At 43.5% G+C, this 16696-nt stretch carries 16 protein-coding genes and 1 riboswitch; of the genes, 1 reads left to right on the top strand and 15 read right to left on the bottom strand.

Translation table 11 applies throughout. The features are described 5' to 3' along the window. Positions 1 to 9: 9 nt before the first annotated feature. The 7 genes from priA to ID12_RS12305 form a co-directional block, all read right to left on the bottom strand. Positions 10 to 2418 carry a primosomal protein N' gene (gene priA / locus ID12_RS12335; protein ID WP_050827252.1) on the bottom strand — a complete coding sequence of 803 codons (2409 nt, stop codon included), beginning with the start codon at positions 2416 to 2418 and terminating at the stop codon, positions 10 to 12. Further along, positions 2415 to 3632: a bifunctional phosphopantothenoylcysteine decarboxylase/phosphopantothenate--cysteine ligase CoaBC gene (coaBC, locus tag ID12_RS12330; RefSeq protein ID WP_008344895.1), complete on the bottom strand. Its 1218-nt coding sequence runs from the start codon at positions 3630 to 3632 to the stop codon at positions 2415 to 2417. The genes priA and coaBC overlap by 4 nt, the downstream gene beginning before the upstream one ends. Before the next feature lie 115 nt (positions 3633 to 3747). Beyond that, positions 3748 to 3951, bottom strand: a complete 204-nt coding sequence (rpoZ, locus tag ID12_RS12325) for a DNA-directed RNA polymerase subunit omega (RefSeq protein ID WP_008344896.1) — start codon at positions 3949 to 3951, stop codon at positions 3748 to 3750. Positions 3952 to 3954: 3 nt separating this feature from the next. Continuing rightward, a complete protein-coding gene (gene gmk, locus ID12_RS12320) occupies positions 3955 to 4569 on the bottom strand; it encodes a guanylate kinase (RefSeq protein ID WP_007499680.1) in 615 nt (204 codons plus the stop codon). A 9-nt stretch (positions 4570 to 4578) separates the two neighbouring features. After that, positions 4579 to 4848, bottom strand: coding sequence for an extracellular matrix/biofilm regulator RemA (gene remA / locus ID12_RS12315; protein WP_008344898.1), 270 nt, complete (start codon positions 4846 to 4848; stop codon positions 4579 to 4581). A gap of 76 nt (positions 4849 to 4924) precedes the next feature. Next, complete coding sequence (locus ID12_RS12310; protein WP_007499682.1) at positions 4925 to 5800, bottom strand: YicC/YloC family endoribonuclease; 876 nt, start codon at positions 5798 to 5800, stop codon at positions 4925 to 4927. Positions 5801 to 5883: 83 nt separating this feature from the next. After that, a complete protein-coding gene (locus ID12_RS12305; protein WP_007499684.1) occupies positions 5884 to 8559 on the bottom strand; it encodes a calcium-translocating P-type ATPase, SERCA-type in 2676 nt (891 codons plus the stop codon). 165 nt (positions 8560 to 8724) lie between these two features. Here ID12_RS12305 and ID12_RS12300 point away from each other — a divergent pair, with 165 nt between their 5' ends. Continuing rightward, positions 8725 to 10434 (top strand): Rqc2 family fibronectin-binding protein, encoded by a 1710-nt coding sequence (locus ID12_RS12300; protein ID WP_050827251.1) that lies wholly within the window; start codon positions 8725 to 8727, stop codon positions 10432 to 10434. A gap of 31 nt (positions 10435 to 10465) precedes the next feature. Here the strand turns inward: ID12_RS12300 and ID12_RS12295 are convergent, their stop codons facing one another. The 8 genes from ID12_RS12295 to ID12_RS18995 are packed head-to-tail and all read right to left on the bottom strand — an operon-like array spanning position 10466 to position 16368. Further along, the gene (locus tag ID12_RS12295) at positions 10466 to 10969 is read right to left on the bottom strand and encodes a precorrin-2 dehydrogenase/sirohydrochlorin ferrochelatase family protein (protein ID WP_050827250.1); all 504 of its coding nucleotides are present in this window, start codon (positions 10967 to 10969) and stop codon (positions 10466 to 10468) included. Then, positions 10950 to 11768, bottom strand: a complete 819-nt coding sequence (locus tag ID12_RS12290; protein ID WP_336884876.1) for a sirohydrochlorin chelatase — start codon at positions 11766 to 11768, stop codon at positions 10950 to 10952. The genes ID12_RS12295 and ID12_RS12290 overlap by 20 nt, the downstream gene beginning before the upstream one ends. A 43-nt stretch (positions 11769 to 11811) precedes the next feature. Then, the gene (cobA, locus tag ID12_RS12285; RefSeq protein WP_050827248.1) at positions 11812 to 12567 is read right to left on the bottom strand and encodes a uroporphyrinogen-III C-methyltransferase; all 756 of its coding nucleotides are present in this window, start codon (positions 12565 to 12567) and stop codon (positions 11812 to 11814) included. A 28-nt stretch (positions 12568 to 12595) separates the two neighbouring features. Beyond that, a complete protein-coding gene (gene cysC, locus ID12_RS12280; protein WP_007499696.1) occupies positions 12596 to 13189 on the bottom strand; it encodes an adenylyl-sulfate kinase in 594 nt (197 codons plus the stop codon). Positions 13190 to 13202: 13 nt separating this feature from the next. Continuing rightward, positions 13203 to 14339 (bottom strand): sulfate adenylyltransferase, encoded by a 1137-nt coding sequence (gene sat, locus ID12_RS12275; RefSeq protein WP_008344912.1) that lies wholly within the window; start codon positions 14337 to 14339, stop codon positions 13203 to 13205. Between the two features lie 57 nt (positions 14340 to 14396). Beyond that, positions 14397 to 15461, bottom strand: coding sequence for a sulfate permease (locus ID12_RS12270; RefSeq protein ID WP_050827247.1), 1065 nt, complete (start codon positions 15459 to 15461; stop codon positions 14397 to 14399). 13 nt (positions 15462 to 15474) lie between these two features. Continuing rightward, positions 15475 to 16176 carry a phosphoadenylyl-sulfate reductase gene (locus ID12_RS12265; RefSeq protein WP_007499702.1) on the bottom strand — a complete coding sequence of 234 codons (702 nt, stop codon included), beginning with the start codon at positions 16174 to 16176 and terminating at the stop codon, positions 15475 to 15477. Between the two features lie 45 nt (positions 16177 to 16221). Next, positions 16222 to 16368: a YezD family protein gene (locus ID12_RS18995; protein WP_008344920.1), complete on the bottom strand. Its 147-nt coding sequence runs from the start codon at positions 16366 to 16368 to the stop codon at positions 16222 to 16224. A gap of 74 nt (positions 16369 to 16442) precedes the next feature. Next, positions 16443 to 16545, bottom strand: a riboswitch (SAM riboswitch). Between the last annotated feature and the right edge of the window lie 151 nt (positions 16546 to 16696).

The raw sequence follows: 16696 nt of genomic DNA, 5'->3' as shown, positions 1-16696 counted from the left end.
ACCTCCGTTTTACATCATCATATATGGATTCATATCGATTGATATCATCAACTGTTTTTGTTCCATTTCTTTTTGATAATGATCTTGTATTTTTCGTAATAAACTTGCCAGTTCATTTTCCCTTTTGTATTTTATCACGCATTGATATCGATATCTATCTTTGATCTTAGCGATTGGAGAAGCAGCAGGACCGAGAATTCTTGTATTCGGTGCACAATTCATTTTCAGGAACTGAACAATTTTGTCCGTGACATGCGCTGCCTTTGTCACTTCTTCATGTGATACAGTCACCATCGCCAAAAAATAAAATGGCGGATAGGACTGATGACGACGGTGCAACATCTCCTGCTCATAAAAGGCTTCATAATCATGCTGTTTGGTTAATTCAATACTATAATGCGAAGGTGTATATGATTGAATAATGACTGACCCCGCTTTTTCATGACGTCCCGCACGTCCGCTTACTTGTGTAAGAAGCTGAAACGTTTTTTCACTTGAACGAAAATCAGGGATATGAAGAGACGTATCCGCACTAAGGACACCGACAAGTGTAACATCTGGGAAGTCTAAGCCTTTTGCAATCATTTGCGTCCCAAGCAGTATATCCGCTTCTTTGTTGCCAAAGGACGTGAGAAGCTTTTCGTGCGCACCTTTTCGAGAGGTTGTATCTACATCCATTCGGATGACCCTTGCTTCTGGTAATACCTTCGTCAGCTCTTCTTCCACACGCTGCGTGCCTGTACCAAAATAGCGAATATGCTCACTATGGCATTCTGGACATTCTGCAGGTACAGGAGCTTCGTGACCGCAGTAATGGCACTTCAGCCGTTTTTGAAAGCGGTGATAAGTGAGAGAGATCTCACAATGAGGACATTGTTCCACATATCCGCAATCTCGGCACATCACAAAGGATGAATAACCTCTTTTATTGAGAAATAAAACCGCCTGCTCTTTCCTTTCAAGTACTTCTTTTAACCTGAGCATTAATTCTTCTGAGAACATGGAGCGGTTGCCGTTTCTTAATTCTTCTCTCATATCAATTAACGAAACGTGCGGCAGCTGCTGCTGATTGACGCGCCGTTTGAGCGTCAGCAGTGTATACACACCCTTTTTCGCACGAGCATATGACTCAAGTGAAGGCGTTGCACTGCCTAATACAACCGGACATTGGTGCCGCCCTGCTCGTTCAATGGCCACATCTTTCGCATGATACCGAGGCATTTCTTCTTGTTTATATGACGATTCGTGTTCTTCATCTATAATGATCATTCCTAGATTCTCAAACGGGGCAAAAACAGCCGATCTTGCGCCAACGACAAGCTTGACTTCCTTGCGGTGGATTTTCCGCCATTCATCGTATTTTTCCCCAGTCGATAAGCCGCTATGAAGGACAGCCACATTGGACCCGAAGCGCTCTTTAAAACGCTGGACCATTTGAGGCGTTAATGAAATTTCAGGAACTAGGACGATCGCTTCTTTTCCCTTTTGGAGGACATGATCAATCGTCTGTAAATAAATTTCGGTTTTACCGCTTCCTGTGACTCCGTGCAGTAAAAACGTTTCATGTTTGTCATCGCTCACTGCTTGATGAATGGGTTTTGCCGCTTCTGCTTGCTCTGTTGTGAGATCAAGAGGAGTAGATGGTGTAAACTCCCTATCCCGATAAGGATCTCGATAAATCTCTTCATAGCTTTCTGTTAACAGACCTTCTTGAATCAAGGCTTTTATCGTTTGAGAACTAGCACCTGTTTGTTGCTGCAAATCTTTTGCTAAAAACGTCGTTTCATTCGCTTGAAATAAAAAGGTAAGCAGCGCCTTCTGTTTCACCGCATTTTTCTTTAACTGCTTCTGTTTTTCTTCAAGTTTTTCTTTCGTAACTGCTATCTGAAGTGTCCGCACCTTTTTCTTTCCGGATTTTTGTGAGACGTGATATCTGACTTCTAGATGGCCTTTTTGGACATGCTTTTGAATAGGCTTCAGCTGTTCAGGCGGAATGTCAGCGTAAAGGATGCTCTCTTGCTGACCGAAAAGCTCTTTCAATGACTGCGGAAGTTCCTCAGCTGATAACACCTGAATTTCTTTTTCATATTTGGCTTTCATCGCTGCTGGGAGCATCGATTGAAGCGCCGTAATATGATAGGACAATGTTTTTTCCGTCAGCCAGTGGGAAAGCTCCAATAGCTCATCTGTCAGAACAGGAGATAAATCAAATAAATCGACAATGTCCTTGATGTTTCCTGACTGTACGTCTGTTTCTTCTTTGATTTTTGTCACAAACCCTTGAATCTTCCTTGGGCCAAAAGGAACCACTACCCTCATACCAGCCTTGACAAGGCCTTTAAAGCGGTCTGGCACACGATAGTCAAATGGCCTGTCAATGGCTTTCGTTGTGACATCGACGATCACTTCAGCAATCATGCTCGATCACGCTCTTTTGGCAGCAGTTGCTTTGCCTCCTGTAAGATTTCAAAGGCAAGGTCTTTTTTGCTCATCATTGGCAGCTCTTTTTTTGTTCCGTCTGCTTTGATCAATGCTGCGACATTTGTATCTGTGCCAAAGCCTGCGCCCTCTGCTGCAACATTGTTCGCGACAATCATATCTAAATGCTTGGATTCGATTTTCTTTTTCGCATAATATTCTACATCCTGCGTCTCAGCTGCAAAGCCGACTAGCACCTGATGTTCTTTTCTTTTCCCAAGCTCTTTTAAAATATCTTTCGTCCGCTTAAATTCAACCGCTAGTTCACCGTCTTGTTTTTTCATTTTATGAGAATACGTCGTGACAGGCGTATAATCGGCAACGGCTGCTGATTTAATCACTATATCTGCTTTCTCGTACACCTCTAACGCTGCTTGATACATCTCCTCAGCCGATTCCACTTGCACCACATCCACATGCTCAGGCGCAGTTAACGAAACAGGTCCTGAAATGAGCGTGACATCAGCCCCCATTTGCTCGGCAGCTTCTGCAATGGCATAGCCCATTTTCCCAGAAGATCGATTTGAAAGGAAACGAACAGGGTCGATCACTTCTCGTGTAGGGCCAGCTGTGACCACGACTTTTTTACCTGAAAGCGGCAAGCTGGCTGGCTCATCAAAAAACGCACGGATGTGTTCAACAATTTTTTCAGGCTCCTCTAAGCGTCCTTTTCCAATGTAGCCACATGCTAAATAGCCTTCACTTGGCTCTATAAACCGGTAGCCGTCTTCATATAAAGTGCGGATGTTCCGCTTGACAGCTGGATGGTCATACATGTGCACATTCATAGCCGGTGCAACCCATACAGGAGCTGTTGAAGCAAGCAAGGTGGTTGTGAGCATATCATCAGCAAGTCCTGCGGCCATTTTACCAATGGTATGTGCTGTTGCAGGGGCAACAAGAATGAGATCGGCCCAGTCAGCTACATCAATATGCGCAATGACTTTTGGATTGTTTTCTTTAAATGTATCCACATACACCTCATGCCGAGATAGGGCTTGGAAGGTGAGCGGAGACACAAACTCACGGGCAGATTCTGTCATAATCACTCTTACGTTTGCGCCTGCCTGTACGAGTTTACTAGTGAGTGCAGCTGCTTTATATACGGCGATTCCTCCGCTGACGCCGAGTAAAATATTTTTCGACTGTAACATTTGTTTGTCCCCCTTAACGGCCTTTTTCACAAATTCGTCTACAATTCAAAAAAGTCAAAACCAATCATAGTTTTGACTTTTTTGAACGTATCGTATCTGCATGGCAGAAGCGATGTTATTCTTGCTCTTCTTTTTCAAATGTCAAAAGACCAGCATCGATTTCTTCAAGAGCTTTCCCTACAAATTTATAGGATTTTGTGTTTTCGATTTGTTGATCTTGATGGATTTGCATTTCACGTGCACGGCGTGCAGACACTGTGACAAGTGTATATTTTGAGTCAAGTTTGTTCATCAATGAGTCAATTGAAGGATCTAACATGGTTTATTCTACCCCCAGCATTTTTTTATATCTTGGTGCGACTCTGTCTCTTCGCAGGTGCTCTGCAAGGACGATCGCTTTAATTCTTTCACATGCAAGCTCGACATCGTCGTTTTCAACGACATAGTCATAAGCATCCATCATTTCAATTTCTTCTTTTGCAGCAGCCATTCGGTTACGGATGAGATCCTCAGATTCTGTCCCGCGTGTAATAATGCGGTTTTGAAGTTCTGAAAGACTTGGCGGTGCAAGGAAAATAAAGAGACCTTCCGGGAATGCTTCTCTTACTTGAAGTGCACCTTGCACTTCGATTTCAAGGAAAACATCTTTTCCTTCGCTCAATGTTTGTTCTACATAGTCAACAGGCGTGCCGTAGTAATTCCCGACATATTCTGCCCATTCTAACAGCTTTTTGTTTTCAATCATATGTTCAAATTCTTCCCTGGTTTTAAAGAAATAATCAACACCATTTCTTTCACCTTCACGCGGTTTGCGGGTTGTCACAGAAATAGAGTATTCAAATTTCGTATCTTCCTGGGAGAAAATGGCTTGTCTGACCGTTCCTTTTCCAACTCCCGAAGGTCCAGAGAGAACGATTAAAAGTCCTCTTTCTTTCATAATGGCGTATTACCCCTGCCCTTCATCTATGATTTCTTCTTTTACAGAAAGTCTTTGCGCGACAGTCTCAGGCTGAACGGCAGATAAGATGACATGGTCACTGTCCATAATGACAACAGCACGGGTTCTTCTTCCGTATGTCGCATCAATGAGCATGCCTCGATCTCTTGCGTCTTGTATCATTCGTTTAATCGGTGCTGATTCCGGACTGACGATCGAAATCATCCGATTCGCTGAAATGATGTTTCCAAATCCGATATTGATCAACTTTATGGTCATCTTCTTTCGTCCCCCTGTAATATAAACGTCTCTAGTCTCGCCGAAAGAGACGCACTGTAAACAGCATACACAATGACTATTCTATATTTTGCACTTGTTCTTTTATTTTTTCAATAGCGCTTTTCATTTCAACCACCAGCTTTGTTAAATGGTGATGGTTTGCTTTTGATCCAATCGTGTTCACTTCACGGTTGAGCTCCTGTACAAGAAAGTCAAGCTTTCGTCCGGCAGCGCCACCTTGCGTCAAAATTTGCTGGAACTGCTGAAAATGACTTTTCAGCCTGGTAATCTCTTCTGTAATGTCACAGCGATCAGCAAAAATGGCCGCCTCTGTGGTCAGTCTGCTCTCTTCAAGCGCCTCTCCGATCCATTCTTGCAATCTTTGATTCAATCGTTCTTTGTACTGACTCACAACCTCTGGTGCAAACACTTTGATTTCTTCTGTAAATGCCTCGAGTTCAGACAGCCTGAGTTCACAGTCTTTTTGAAGTGATGTTCCCTCCTGCTCTCTCATAAAGCAAAGCTCCTTGACAGCTTCTTCACAAGTGTCTATCAGCAAATGCTCCAGCTGCTCATTACGGCTGACTGACTCTTCCACCTGAACAGCCTGTTCCAGCTTCAGTAAGTCATGTGCATGCTGAATACCTGAAATATGATAGCGGTCCTCAAGGTCTTTTGCGGCTTTCATATATTCATCAAGCAGCGGCCAGTCAATCTGCAAAGACCGGCTTGCAAGTTTACCGCCTTCAATCGTAACAAACAGCTCAATTCGACCGCGCTGCACGTGACGAAGAATAATTTTTTTTAATGTATCTTCGAAATATAAAAGCGGCCTCGGCAAACGGGCATGAACCTCTTTAAAACGGTGATTGACCGATTTTAGCTCAACTGACACTGTCAGTTCACCATCCGTTTTACTCGCTTGGCCGAATCCCGTCATACTGCGTATCATGTGAAAACACCCAATTCTTTCATATTAATAAAATGAAAAAGGTAATAGCAGACACTATTACCTCAAAATTATACCATAACCAATTATTTTTTTCTTGTCAAAAGTGATCCTGCCAGTAAAAAAGTTGGCAATGCAGACATACCGATGATCAGAAGCCAATCGACTGGTGCGACTGCCACCGTTTTGAAAATCGGCTGAAGCGGCGGATAATAAATGACCACAAGCATCAGCAGAAGGGAAGACACAACGGCGCCGATCAAGTACATATTCCCGAATGGATTGCGTTCAAAAATAGACCGTTCACTGCGGCAGTCAAACACATGAATGAGCTGCGCCAAAACGAGTGTGCTGAATGCAACCGTCTGCGCATATTGAAGATTGTTCGGATCACGGTGATACACAAACATAAAGGCTAACAAAGTGGCAATCCCGATCAGAAACCCTCTTGATATGACCTTCCAGCCAAGCCCTCTTGCAAAAATCCCCTCTTTCATGTTGCGCGGCTTTCTCTTCATGACATCGCCTTCTGGTTTATCCATTCCAAGTGCCATAGCCGGCAAGCCGTCTGTGACAAGGTTTACCCACAAAATTTGAATTGGAACGAGAGGCAATGGAAGCGCAAGAAGCATCGCAAACAGCATGACCAAAATCTCTCCCACATTCGATGCCAGCAAATAGCGGACAAATTTGCGAATGTTTTCATAAATATTCCGGCCCTCTTTAATAGCGGATTTAATGGTCGCAAAGTTGTCATCAAGCAAAATAAGAGAAGAAGCTTCTTTGGCAACGTCTGTTCCGGTAATCCCCATGGATATACCGATATCCGCCTGTTTAATCGCTGGCGCATCATTCACCCCATCACCTGTCATCGCGACAATATGGCCATTTTTTTGATAGGCCTTCACAATTCTCAGTTTATGCTCAGGTGATACACGGGCAAAGACGTACACATCTTCTGCTGTTTGCTCCAGCTCTTTGTCGCTTAGCTGATCCAGAGCTTTTCCATCAAGCACCTTTCCTTGCTTCGGTAAGAGACTTAAATCTTTAGCGATCGCTTTAGCCGTTTCTACGTGATCGCCTGTAATCATCACTGTTTTAATGCCAGCATCCCGGCATTCTTTAATCGCTCGTCTCACTTCAGGACGAGGTGGATCAATCATGCCCTCTAGACCGATAAATGTGAGGCCAGTTTCTGCCTGCTGAACAGATGTGATTTTTTCTGTCAGGCTTACTTTTTTATATGCAATCGCAATGGTTCTAAGCGCTTGTCTTGCTAAACCTTGAATGGCAGCTTCTGTTTCTTGCCGGTGGGCCTTTGAAAATGAGGCGGTGCGTCCGCCGTGCATCATATGACTTGAACGGTTCATCAGCACATCTGGCGCCCCTTTGGCAATGACATACCGCTCCTTCTGATTCGTTTCCACGACGACTGACATCATTTTTCTTTCAGAGTCAAAAGGGAATTCCTCCACCACTCGAAATCCCGCTTCGATGAATTGCTCTGTAAAACCCGCTTTACGCGCAGCGGTTAGAAGTGCTCCTTCTGTCGGATCGCCATCAAGTCTCATCTCACCGTCTTTTTCAACAATGGTCGATGTATTACAAAGTGCTCCGTATAATAGCACCTTTTGCAGGCTTGGATGTTTGTCTACATGGACAAGTTCTCCGTTTAAGGTAAAATCACCTGACGGCTCGTACCCAGTGCCAGAAATATTCCACGTTTTCCCCTCTGCCCATACATGTGTCACTGTCATTTTATTTTGTGTCATTGTGCCTGTTTTATCTGAGCAAATAATCGAGGCGCAGCCGAGTGTTTCCACAGCCGGCAGCTTTCTGACAATGGATTTTTGTTTAATCATCCGCTGCACACCTAGGGAAAGTGCGACAGTGACGATCGCCGGCAGTCCTTCTGGAATCGCAGCAACAGCGAGAGATACACCCGCTAAGAACATATGATACAAATCATGTCCTTGCACCACACCAAGAACAACCACAAGCACAGTTAAAAATAATGCAGCCACAATTAAAATTTTCCCCAGCTGCTCAAGGCGTCTTTGCAGCGGTGTTTCCATATTACCTGCTGAATCCAGCATACCGGCAATTTGTCCCATCGCCGTATTCATCCCTGTACCAATGACAACCCCTACACCGCTTCCTCTTGTGACAAGCGTCCCCATAAAGGCCATGTTCGTCAAATCTCCAAGTGAGACATGATCTCGCGAGAGCGGACTCGCATGTTTGACCGCTGGGATGGACTCTCCAGTGAGGGCAGATTCTTCGATTTCCAAACTCTTTGTTTCTAGTAATCTGATATCTGCCCCAATTCGATCCCCACTTGAAAATTTCACAATATCTCCCGGCACGAGGTGCTTCGACGGGATCTTGACCCATTCATTGTTTCTCCTTGCATAGACATGAGGCGTTGATAATTCCTTTAGTGCTTGGAGGGACTTTTCCGCACGGCGTTCCTGATAAAAGCCAAGCACACCATTTATCAGCACAATCGCCACAATCGCCACAGCATCAATATATTCACCTAAAAAGGCAGAAATAATCGTTGCCGCAAGCAGGATTAACACCATAAAGTCTTTAAATTGCGCTAAAAAAATAACGAACGCCGACGCCTTTTTCCCTTCCTGTAATTCATTTGGCCCATGCTTTTCAAGCCGCTTTTGCACATCTTTTTCTGACAGTCCGTCACCTATCGATGTATTCATTGTTTTTAATAAATCGGTTTGGTTCAGTTCATGCCAATTCATTTGACCTCGTCCACTCCTCTTTTGTTCTCTCTCTTATGCAGTGTTCTATAAGCCAGTTTATTCAGACTCGTCCTAAATCATGCTATAATAATAAGACTGCCTAAAGAACGAGAAAACGTAAGGTTCTTTCAGTAGATTTGTGTGAAAGAAGAGGGTGTATCCAACATGTCATTTGACGGCATTTTTACATACGGTATGACTAATGAATTGCAAGAAACATTAACTGGCGGAAGAATTTCGAAAATACATCAGCCATACAAGCATGAGCTGATTTTTCATATCCGGTCAAAGGGGAAGAATCATAAGCTGCTTTTATCCGCTCACCCGAGCTATGCAAGAGTACAGCTCACTGAGCACCATGATGATAATCCGAGCGAACCGCCAATGTTTTGTATGCTTCTCAGAAAACATCTTGAGGGTGGGTTCATTGAACGTTTTGAACAAATTGGGTTAGATCGGGTGATCGTGCTGCACGTGCGAAGCCGAAATGAAATTGGCGATGAACAAACCCGTAAGCTGTATATTGAAATTATGGGCAGGCACAGCAACTTAATTCTCGTGGAGGACGAAACGGAGCAGATCATTGACGGACTGAAACATCTTTCTCCATCTGTGAACAGCTATCGAACGGTGCTGCCCGGACATCAATATCTTCTGCCGCCGGCACAGCAAAAGCTGAATCCTTTTGACGTGACGAAGGAAGATATTTTAAAGCATTTACGTTTTCAAGAAGGGAAAATTGCCAATCAAATTGTCGATACATTCTCCGGGGTTTCTCCGCTGTTTGCTAAGGAAGCTGTCCACAGGGCCGGTCTTGCCAATCAGGAAACGATTCCAAGTACATTGCTCGAGATGTTTCAGCTCATTCAGGCGCATTCTTTTACCCCTCAGCTCACGAGAAAAGACGGGAAAGAGTATTTTTATTTATTAGAACTTCAGCACGTCCATGGTGACATGAAGACATTTGATTCTCTAAGCGAGCTGCTTGACCGCTTTTATTTCGGAAAAGCTGAAAGAGACAGAGTCAAACAGCAGGCGGCTGATCTTGAACGTTTTGTTGTGAATGAAAAAAAGAAAAATGAAAACAAGCTAAAAAAACTAAAAAGAACGCTTGAAGAATCTCAAAATGCGCATAAGTACCAGCTTTATGGTGAATTGCTTACTGCCAATATATATGCAATTAAAAAAGGGGATAAAGAAGCGACTGTCATCAATTATTATGATGAAGAAGGCGGAGAGATCACGATCCCGCTCAAAACAAACAAAACCCCTTCTGAAAATGCACAAGCGTATTTTACAAAATACCAAAAGGCAAAAAATGCAGTAGAGGCCGTAAATGAACAAATCGAACGAACACATGAAGAAATTGTTTATTTTGATGAGCTGATCCAGCAGCTGTCCTCTGCCTCACCAAAAGATTTAGAGGAAATAAGAGAAGAACTGGTGGAAGGAAAATATTTGCGTCCCAAACAAAAACGCAACGCCAAAAAGAAAAAGTCATCGGCCATTCAGCTTGAAGCATATGAATCTTCTCAAGGTGTTCCGATTCTCGTTGGAAAAAACAACAAGCAAAACGAATATTTGACCACAAAGGCGGCAGCTCGTGATGACATTTGGCTGCACACAAAGGATATTCCTGGATCACATGTCGTCATTCGTCACAAAGCGCCTGATGAACAAACCTTGCTTGAAGCGGCACAAATTGCTGCCTACTTCTCGAAGGCAAAAGAATCAAGCTCCGTCCCTGTCGATTATACGAAAATCCGGCATGTGAAAAAACCAAACGGAGCAAAACCGGGCTTTGTCACGTATGATCAGCAGCAAACATTATTTGTGACGCCTGATGAGGATGTTGTCCTAAAGCTGAGAAAATAAAAAAGAGCCGATTAAATCTTTAGATGAGATTTTATCGGCTCTTTCTTTGTCGTTTTTTTCTTTCTATATAGAGCTCATCCAGTGCATCTACATTCTCTTGTTCAAGCAAGGTCTCAATGGCCGCAGCCAGCTGTTTAGTGCGGGCTGGGCTTGCACCACTCGTAGATATGGAGATTGTCACTTTTCCTGCCCTCACAACCTTTGGCACAATCACATTGCCAAGCTCTGACTGGCTCACACAGTTGACGAGCTGATGAGGAAGCGCTGATTGCGTCATCCACTCGTTTACTGAAGGGTCGTCTGTAGCAGCGACAATCAAAAATGCATCCTTTACATCTTCCGCATCAACTTTCTTTTTCTTCCAAGTCAGCTGATATGTCTCAATGAGATTCGCCATTTCATCACAAATGTCAGGGCTCACAATGGTTATGCTGCATGGCTCCATGCATAGCGCACTCGTCCTTCTAGCCGCAACCCTTCCACCGCCGGCAATCAGCACATGTTTATTGGTTAGATCAAGATGAACTGGAAGCATGGCTTTCTCCTTGAAAACGAAACGCATCCTCTTTGTTTAAGATGGTTTCCTGCACACGTTCAATATAAGCTGCTTTTACATGGGGATGAAACCCAATATATCGGCAGACACGGACATCTCGCAGCCGCTCTCTCGCCTGATTCGCTTCACTCTCAATCTCTTTCATTAAAATGCCGGTAAATAAAAGATAAGGCACGAGATAGACAGGCGTATCGTCATCTACTGTTAACTGTGCTAAGACAACACGATAATTCGGTTCACACGCTGTAATAAAACACGGAAAAACCTCTGCACAAGGCAACATGCTTCGGACATCATCTGCAATGCCAAACACATCCCGCTTTACATCTGGATCAGAGCTTCCACGGCCAATTAAGAGAATTTTTGCACGCTCTCCCTTGTATCCAGCTTCTTCAATCCTTGCGATAACCGCTTTCGTGACTTCTTGGTTCACGCCTATAGGTCTTCCATATGTCACCTTCACTTGTGGGAAACGTTTTTGTACTTTCACAATCTCATCTGGAATATCTGATTTGGCATGCATGGCAGTTAAAAGGAGGAGCGGGACGATCGCAATGTGGGTTGCTCCTTTTTGTACACAAGTCTCAAACCCTTCTTCGATTGAAGGGTCCGTCAACTCTAAAAAACAAATTTCTTGGATATCTGCTTCCACTAACGGCATACAGCTTTTCATAAAAGAAATGGCTTTATCCTGTGCTTCTTTTACCCTGCTTCCATGCCCAACATAAAGGACAGCTTGTTTCATTTGACTCCTCCTTGCGACCTTAGTTTTATTCAGACGAAAAGACACGATGTCCACACGTGTCTTTTCATCTTTGTTTTCATTTCTCAATCAGTGCTGGTTCAAACCAGTTCAACTTTTGATGAAAGTGAACGACATCTCCTACTACGATTAAACTCGGATGCTCGATCCCTTCTTTTTCAACCGTTTCAGATAGTGTCGCCACCGTGCAGCAAGTCGTGTTTTGCCTTGTGGTCGTTCCCCAGTGAATAAACGCAGCTGGGGTTTCAGGATTCCGCCCATTTTTCAAAAGCAGCCGCTGGACTCTTTCCACGTTTTTGACGCCCATGTAAATGACAAGGGTATCAATCCCCGTCGCCAGCGCTTCCCACTTTTCTTCAAAATGTTCATCCTTTTGATAATGCCCTGTTACAAACGCAACATTTGAGCTGAATTCTCGGTGCGTGACTGGAATGCCTGCATAAGCAGCGGCTGCAATGCCAGAAGTAATCCCTGGGACAACTTCATACGGAATACCGTGCTCAGCTAAGCATTCGATTTCTTCACCGCCGCGGCCAAATACAAAGGGATCACCGCCTTTTAGACGAACGACTATGTTCCCTTCCTTCGCATAAGCAACAAGCGCTTCATTAATCGCTTCCTGTCTCATCGTATGATGATTCGGCAGTTTGCCGCAATAGATCAACTCCGCCTCCGGTTTGGCATGGGCAAGAATCTCTTGATTGACAAGACGATCATATAAAATGACATCTGCCTGCTGTATTGCCTTATGGGCCTTTAGCGTAATTAAGTCTGGATCACCCGGTCCGGCACCAACAATGTATACTTTCCCCATCTTGCTTTCTCCCCCTGCCATCAGGCGATTATTTCGTTTTACCTTTTACATATTCAACAAGCCGCTGTTTTGACTCCTCGCGTGATAATTCACCTGTATCTAGAACAAGCTCAGGCGCAGCTGGCTCTTCGTATGGTGAATCGATTCCCGTGAAAAATGGAATTTCGCCGTTTCTTGCTTTTTTATATAATCCCTTTGGATCACGCTCTTCACACACGTTCAGATCACATTTCACAAACACTTCGTGAAATTCTCCGTCTTCGACTAACTGTCTTACGATTTGGCGGTCTTCTTGAAATGGTGAAATAAAAGCAGTAATGACAATCGTTCCTTGCTCAACAAATAATTTCGCCACTTCACCGATGCGCCGAATGTTCTCTTTTCTGTCGTCATCTGAAAAGCCTAAGTCTTTATTGAGTCCATGGCGTACGTTATCGCCGTCAAGGACTGTCACTTGGTACCCCTGTTCAAAGAGCTCTCGAGCCGCTGCGTTGGCGATCGTCGATTTACCTGAACCGCTTAGACCTGTCAGCCAAATGATCCCGCTTGTATGGTTGTTTTTCTGTTGATATTCTTTTTTAGTAATAGATGAATCATGCCACACGATATGTTCGTTGCTCATGTCATATCCTCCTTTAAGATACCGTCGTTTTTAATCCTTCGATTAATGTTTCAATGACTTCTTTTCGGCTGAACGTGCTCGGTGGTAATTCACCATTTCTCAGCATCGTTCTGACCTTTGTACCTGAAAGAATGACATGTTCGCTTTTATCATGTGGGCATGTTTTTGGTGTTGCCATGGCTTCACATGTATTGCAGTAAAAGCTGTGCTCAAATTTTAATGGTGTAATTCCAATTTCTTCGCTTGTAAATTGTTCAAATAGCTCCTGCGCTTCGTATGTGCCGTAATAATCACCAACACCCGCATGATCTCTGCCGACAATAAAATGTGTACAGCCATAATTTTTACGCACAAGCGCATGAAAAATCGCTTCCTTTGGTCCAGCATAACGCATGGCAGCAGGAAAAACACCTAAAAAGACGCGGTCTTTCGGGTAATAACCGTTCAGTAACACTTGATAGCTTTTCATTCTTACATCTGCTGGAATATCATCAGATTTTGTTTCACCAACAAGTGGATTTAGAAATAGACCATCTACTGTTTCCAGTGCTGTCTTTTGAATGTATTCATGCGCACGATGGACTGGGTTTCTCGTTTGGAAACCGACAATGGTTTTCCAGCCGTTTTCTTTAAAATGTTTTCTTGTTTCTTCTGGCTCATACGTAAATTGCGGGAAAGGTTTTTCACTGCGTTTCGTCAGTGTAATTTTACCACCAATATACGTATCACCGCGTTCAAATAATTTTTTCACGCCTGGGTGATTGCGGTCATCTGTTTTATACACATTCACTGCTTCTTTTTCCTTATCAGGTGTGTATTGATCTTCCACCTCAATGACCCCGTATACTGTTCCATTATACGATAGACGAACAATGTCACCTTGATTGATCTCCGCTGCTTTTTCCTTTGTGACAGGCAAAGTAATCGGAAGAGACCAAACGACACCACTTGCTAGTCGCATACTGCTGACAACTGCTTCATAATCAGCTTTCGTTAAAAACCCTTCAATTGGACTATACCCGCCAATTGCGATGAGTTCAAGGTCTGCAAAAGAGATGGCATCCAGCTCAATTTCTTTCGCAGCTGTGCTTAGATCAAATTCTTCATTTACTCGATTAATTAATACGCCACCATGTGGTGTTAAACTCATTTGTTCATCTTCCTCTCAATGTTCATATTTATTAGATGTTAATAGTCGGATTTATATTTAAATCCCGCCGCCCTGTTCATGAATCGAGCTGCTCTCATTTTTAACTGCCTTCATAAGACTCAGTGCACCTAGTGAAGCTAGCAGTACACTCATCATGATAAAGATAGAGTAATAGTCTCCTTTTAAGAAAAGGCTTACTAGCAAATAAGATAGACTAAGTGATAAGAAAGGTGACACAACCCATACCTTCAGCATTTTTTTCACAACATGTTTATGGAATATGTTCGGTCCACCCTTTGCCATACCTAGCCCAATAATGGACGAGGAGGTAATTTGAGTAAGGGGAACAGGGAGTCCGAATATAGAGCTGACGATGACAAGTCCTGCACCGGTGCTCGATAATAGAATGCCTTCACCCGTTTGATAGCGTGTAATTTTCTTTCCGTTTGTTTCTAGTACCCTTCTTCCTAGAAGCAGCGCCCCAATGGCCACAAAGATTCCGCCGTAAAGGGTTCCTTGCCCGACTGTTAAAACACCTGACGCGACAAGCGGGCCGACCGCATTGGCGACATTGTTCATGCCGGCTGAAAATGCTTCTAAAAACCCACTGATAATCAAAACAACAGACAAGATCAATGTACCTTTTTTGGATAACGTCCGTTTAGGGAACAATCTGATGATTTTGACAACAGCAAAGGTAAAAACAAAGGCAACAATCGGAATAATCACCCAAAAAGAGACAATGACTAAGATCGATTTCACATACAGCACTTTATATGCGGCTGCCACACCGACCACAGCTCCTACCGTGACCTCACTTGTGGATAAAGGAATGGCCAAGAGATTCGCTATGAAAAGTGATAATGCGGCCGAGCCAATGATGATACACACAATTTCAAGTGTGATGACAGATTCCGGCATAATCCCGGAGCTGATCGTTTTGACGACCTCACCGCCGCCAATCACTGAACCTGCTAATATTCCAACCGCACAAACGCTGAGCGCGTATATTGGCTTTTTGATCGCACCTGAACCATATGCGATGCCCATCGAAGCGGCTGCTCCGCTTGCGCCAATATTTAAAGCAAAGAATAAGCTAAATAAAATTGCGGCGATTTCCATACATTATGCTCCCTTACTCATGTAATCCGCACTCAGTCTTTGCTGTCCCTGACCATCTTCCAGAACGCAAATCATCAGCAGTAAATGCCGGCTGTGTACACGGTGCACACCCGATGCTCGGATATCCTTGGTCATGCAGCGGATTATAAGTAAGATCCTCTCTAGACGCATATCTCCATATGTCCTTCCACGTCCAGTGGATGAGCGGACATACTTTGACTGATTGGAATTTTTCATCCTTATTTAAGAAGTTCGTACCTGCTCGTTTAGGCGACTGCTCTCTTCTTAAACCAGACAGCCATGCCGGATAGCCAGATAGTGCCTCTTGCAATGGAATGACCTTTCTCATATGGCAGCAGCTTTGAGGATTCGTTTCCCATAATTTATCACCATGCTGCTCATTCTGCTCTTCCACCGTCAGCTCAGGTGTTTTCAGCACGATGTCTAACCCGGGATATCTTTCCCTAACTGCATCAATGGTGTCGTATGTTTCCTTGAAATGCAGACCTGTATCTAAAAAGACAATTCTTGCATCTTTTTTTACTTTCGCAATAAGATCGATCAAGACAATGCCCTCAATGCCAAAACTGCATGCATAAACGAGCTGATCACCATAGTGGCCGTACGCCCATTTCAGCACAGATAGGGCCCCTTTATACAAATCGTCCTCTTGAAATGTAATGGACGGCTCTTGCCAATTTTCATAAGTTAACATTGTTTCTCCCCTTCCGGAGTACTGCTTCTATTGCTATTCTCCGCACTACTTTAATCTGATTTTTTCATTTTTTTCCACTTGAATCACTTGACCGTCCTGAACGATCAACGTAATTGAACCGAATTTCATATCCCCAATCAGCTCTTGCATGTGCTTCACTAAGTCCTCATCCTGGTTTTGTTTCAGTTCCATCTCCTCTTCCTCCTCACCGTTAAAATAAAAAAACTTTCTTTCAGTCCGAAAGAAAGATGAGGAAGCTCACGATTTCCTTATCTTTCAAAATAGAATCATTTTGCAGGAAGTAGCACCTTGCAAATCGCAGGTTGCCGGGCTTCATCGGGCCAGTCCCTCCACCTCTCTGGATAAGAGTTTTAATTTGTATTAAATATTAACACAATTCAAACAAAAGTCAACCCGACTTTATTGATAGGATTAGTTTTTATTTAAATTTGAGTCTATTTTACTATTTTTAACCAAATAAAAAACTGTGCAGCGCAGCACAGCTTTTTTTAAAACAAAA

This window comes from Bacillus altitudinis, assembly GCF_001191605.1.
In the GTDB taxonomy this organism is placed as follows: Bacteria; Bacillota; Bacilli; order Bacillales; family Bacillaceae; genus Bacillus; species Bacillus altitudinis.
This window is presented reverse-complemented; position numbering and strand designations above follow the sequence as displayed.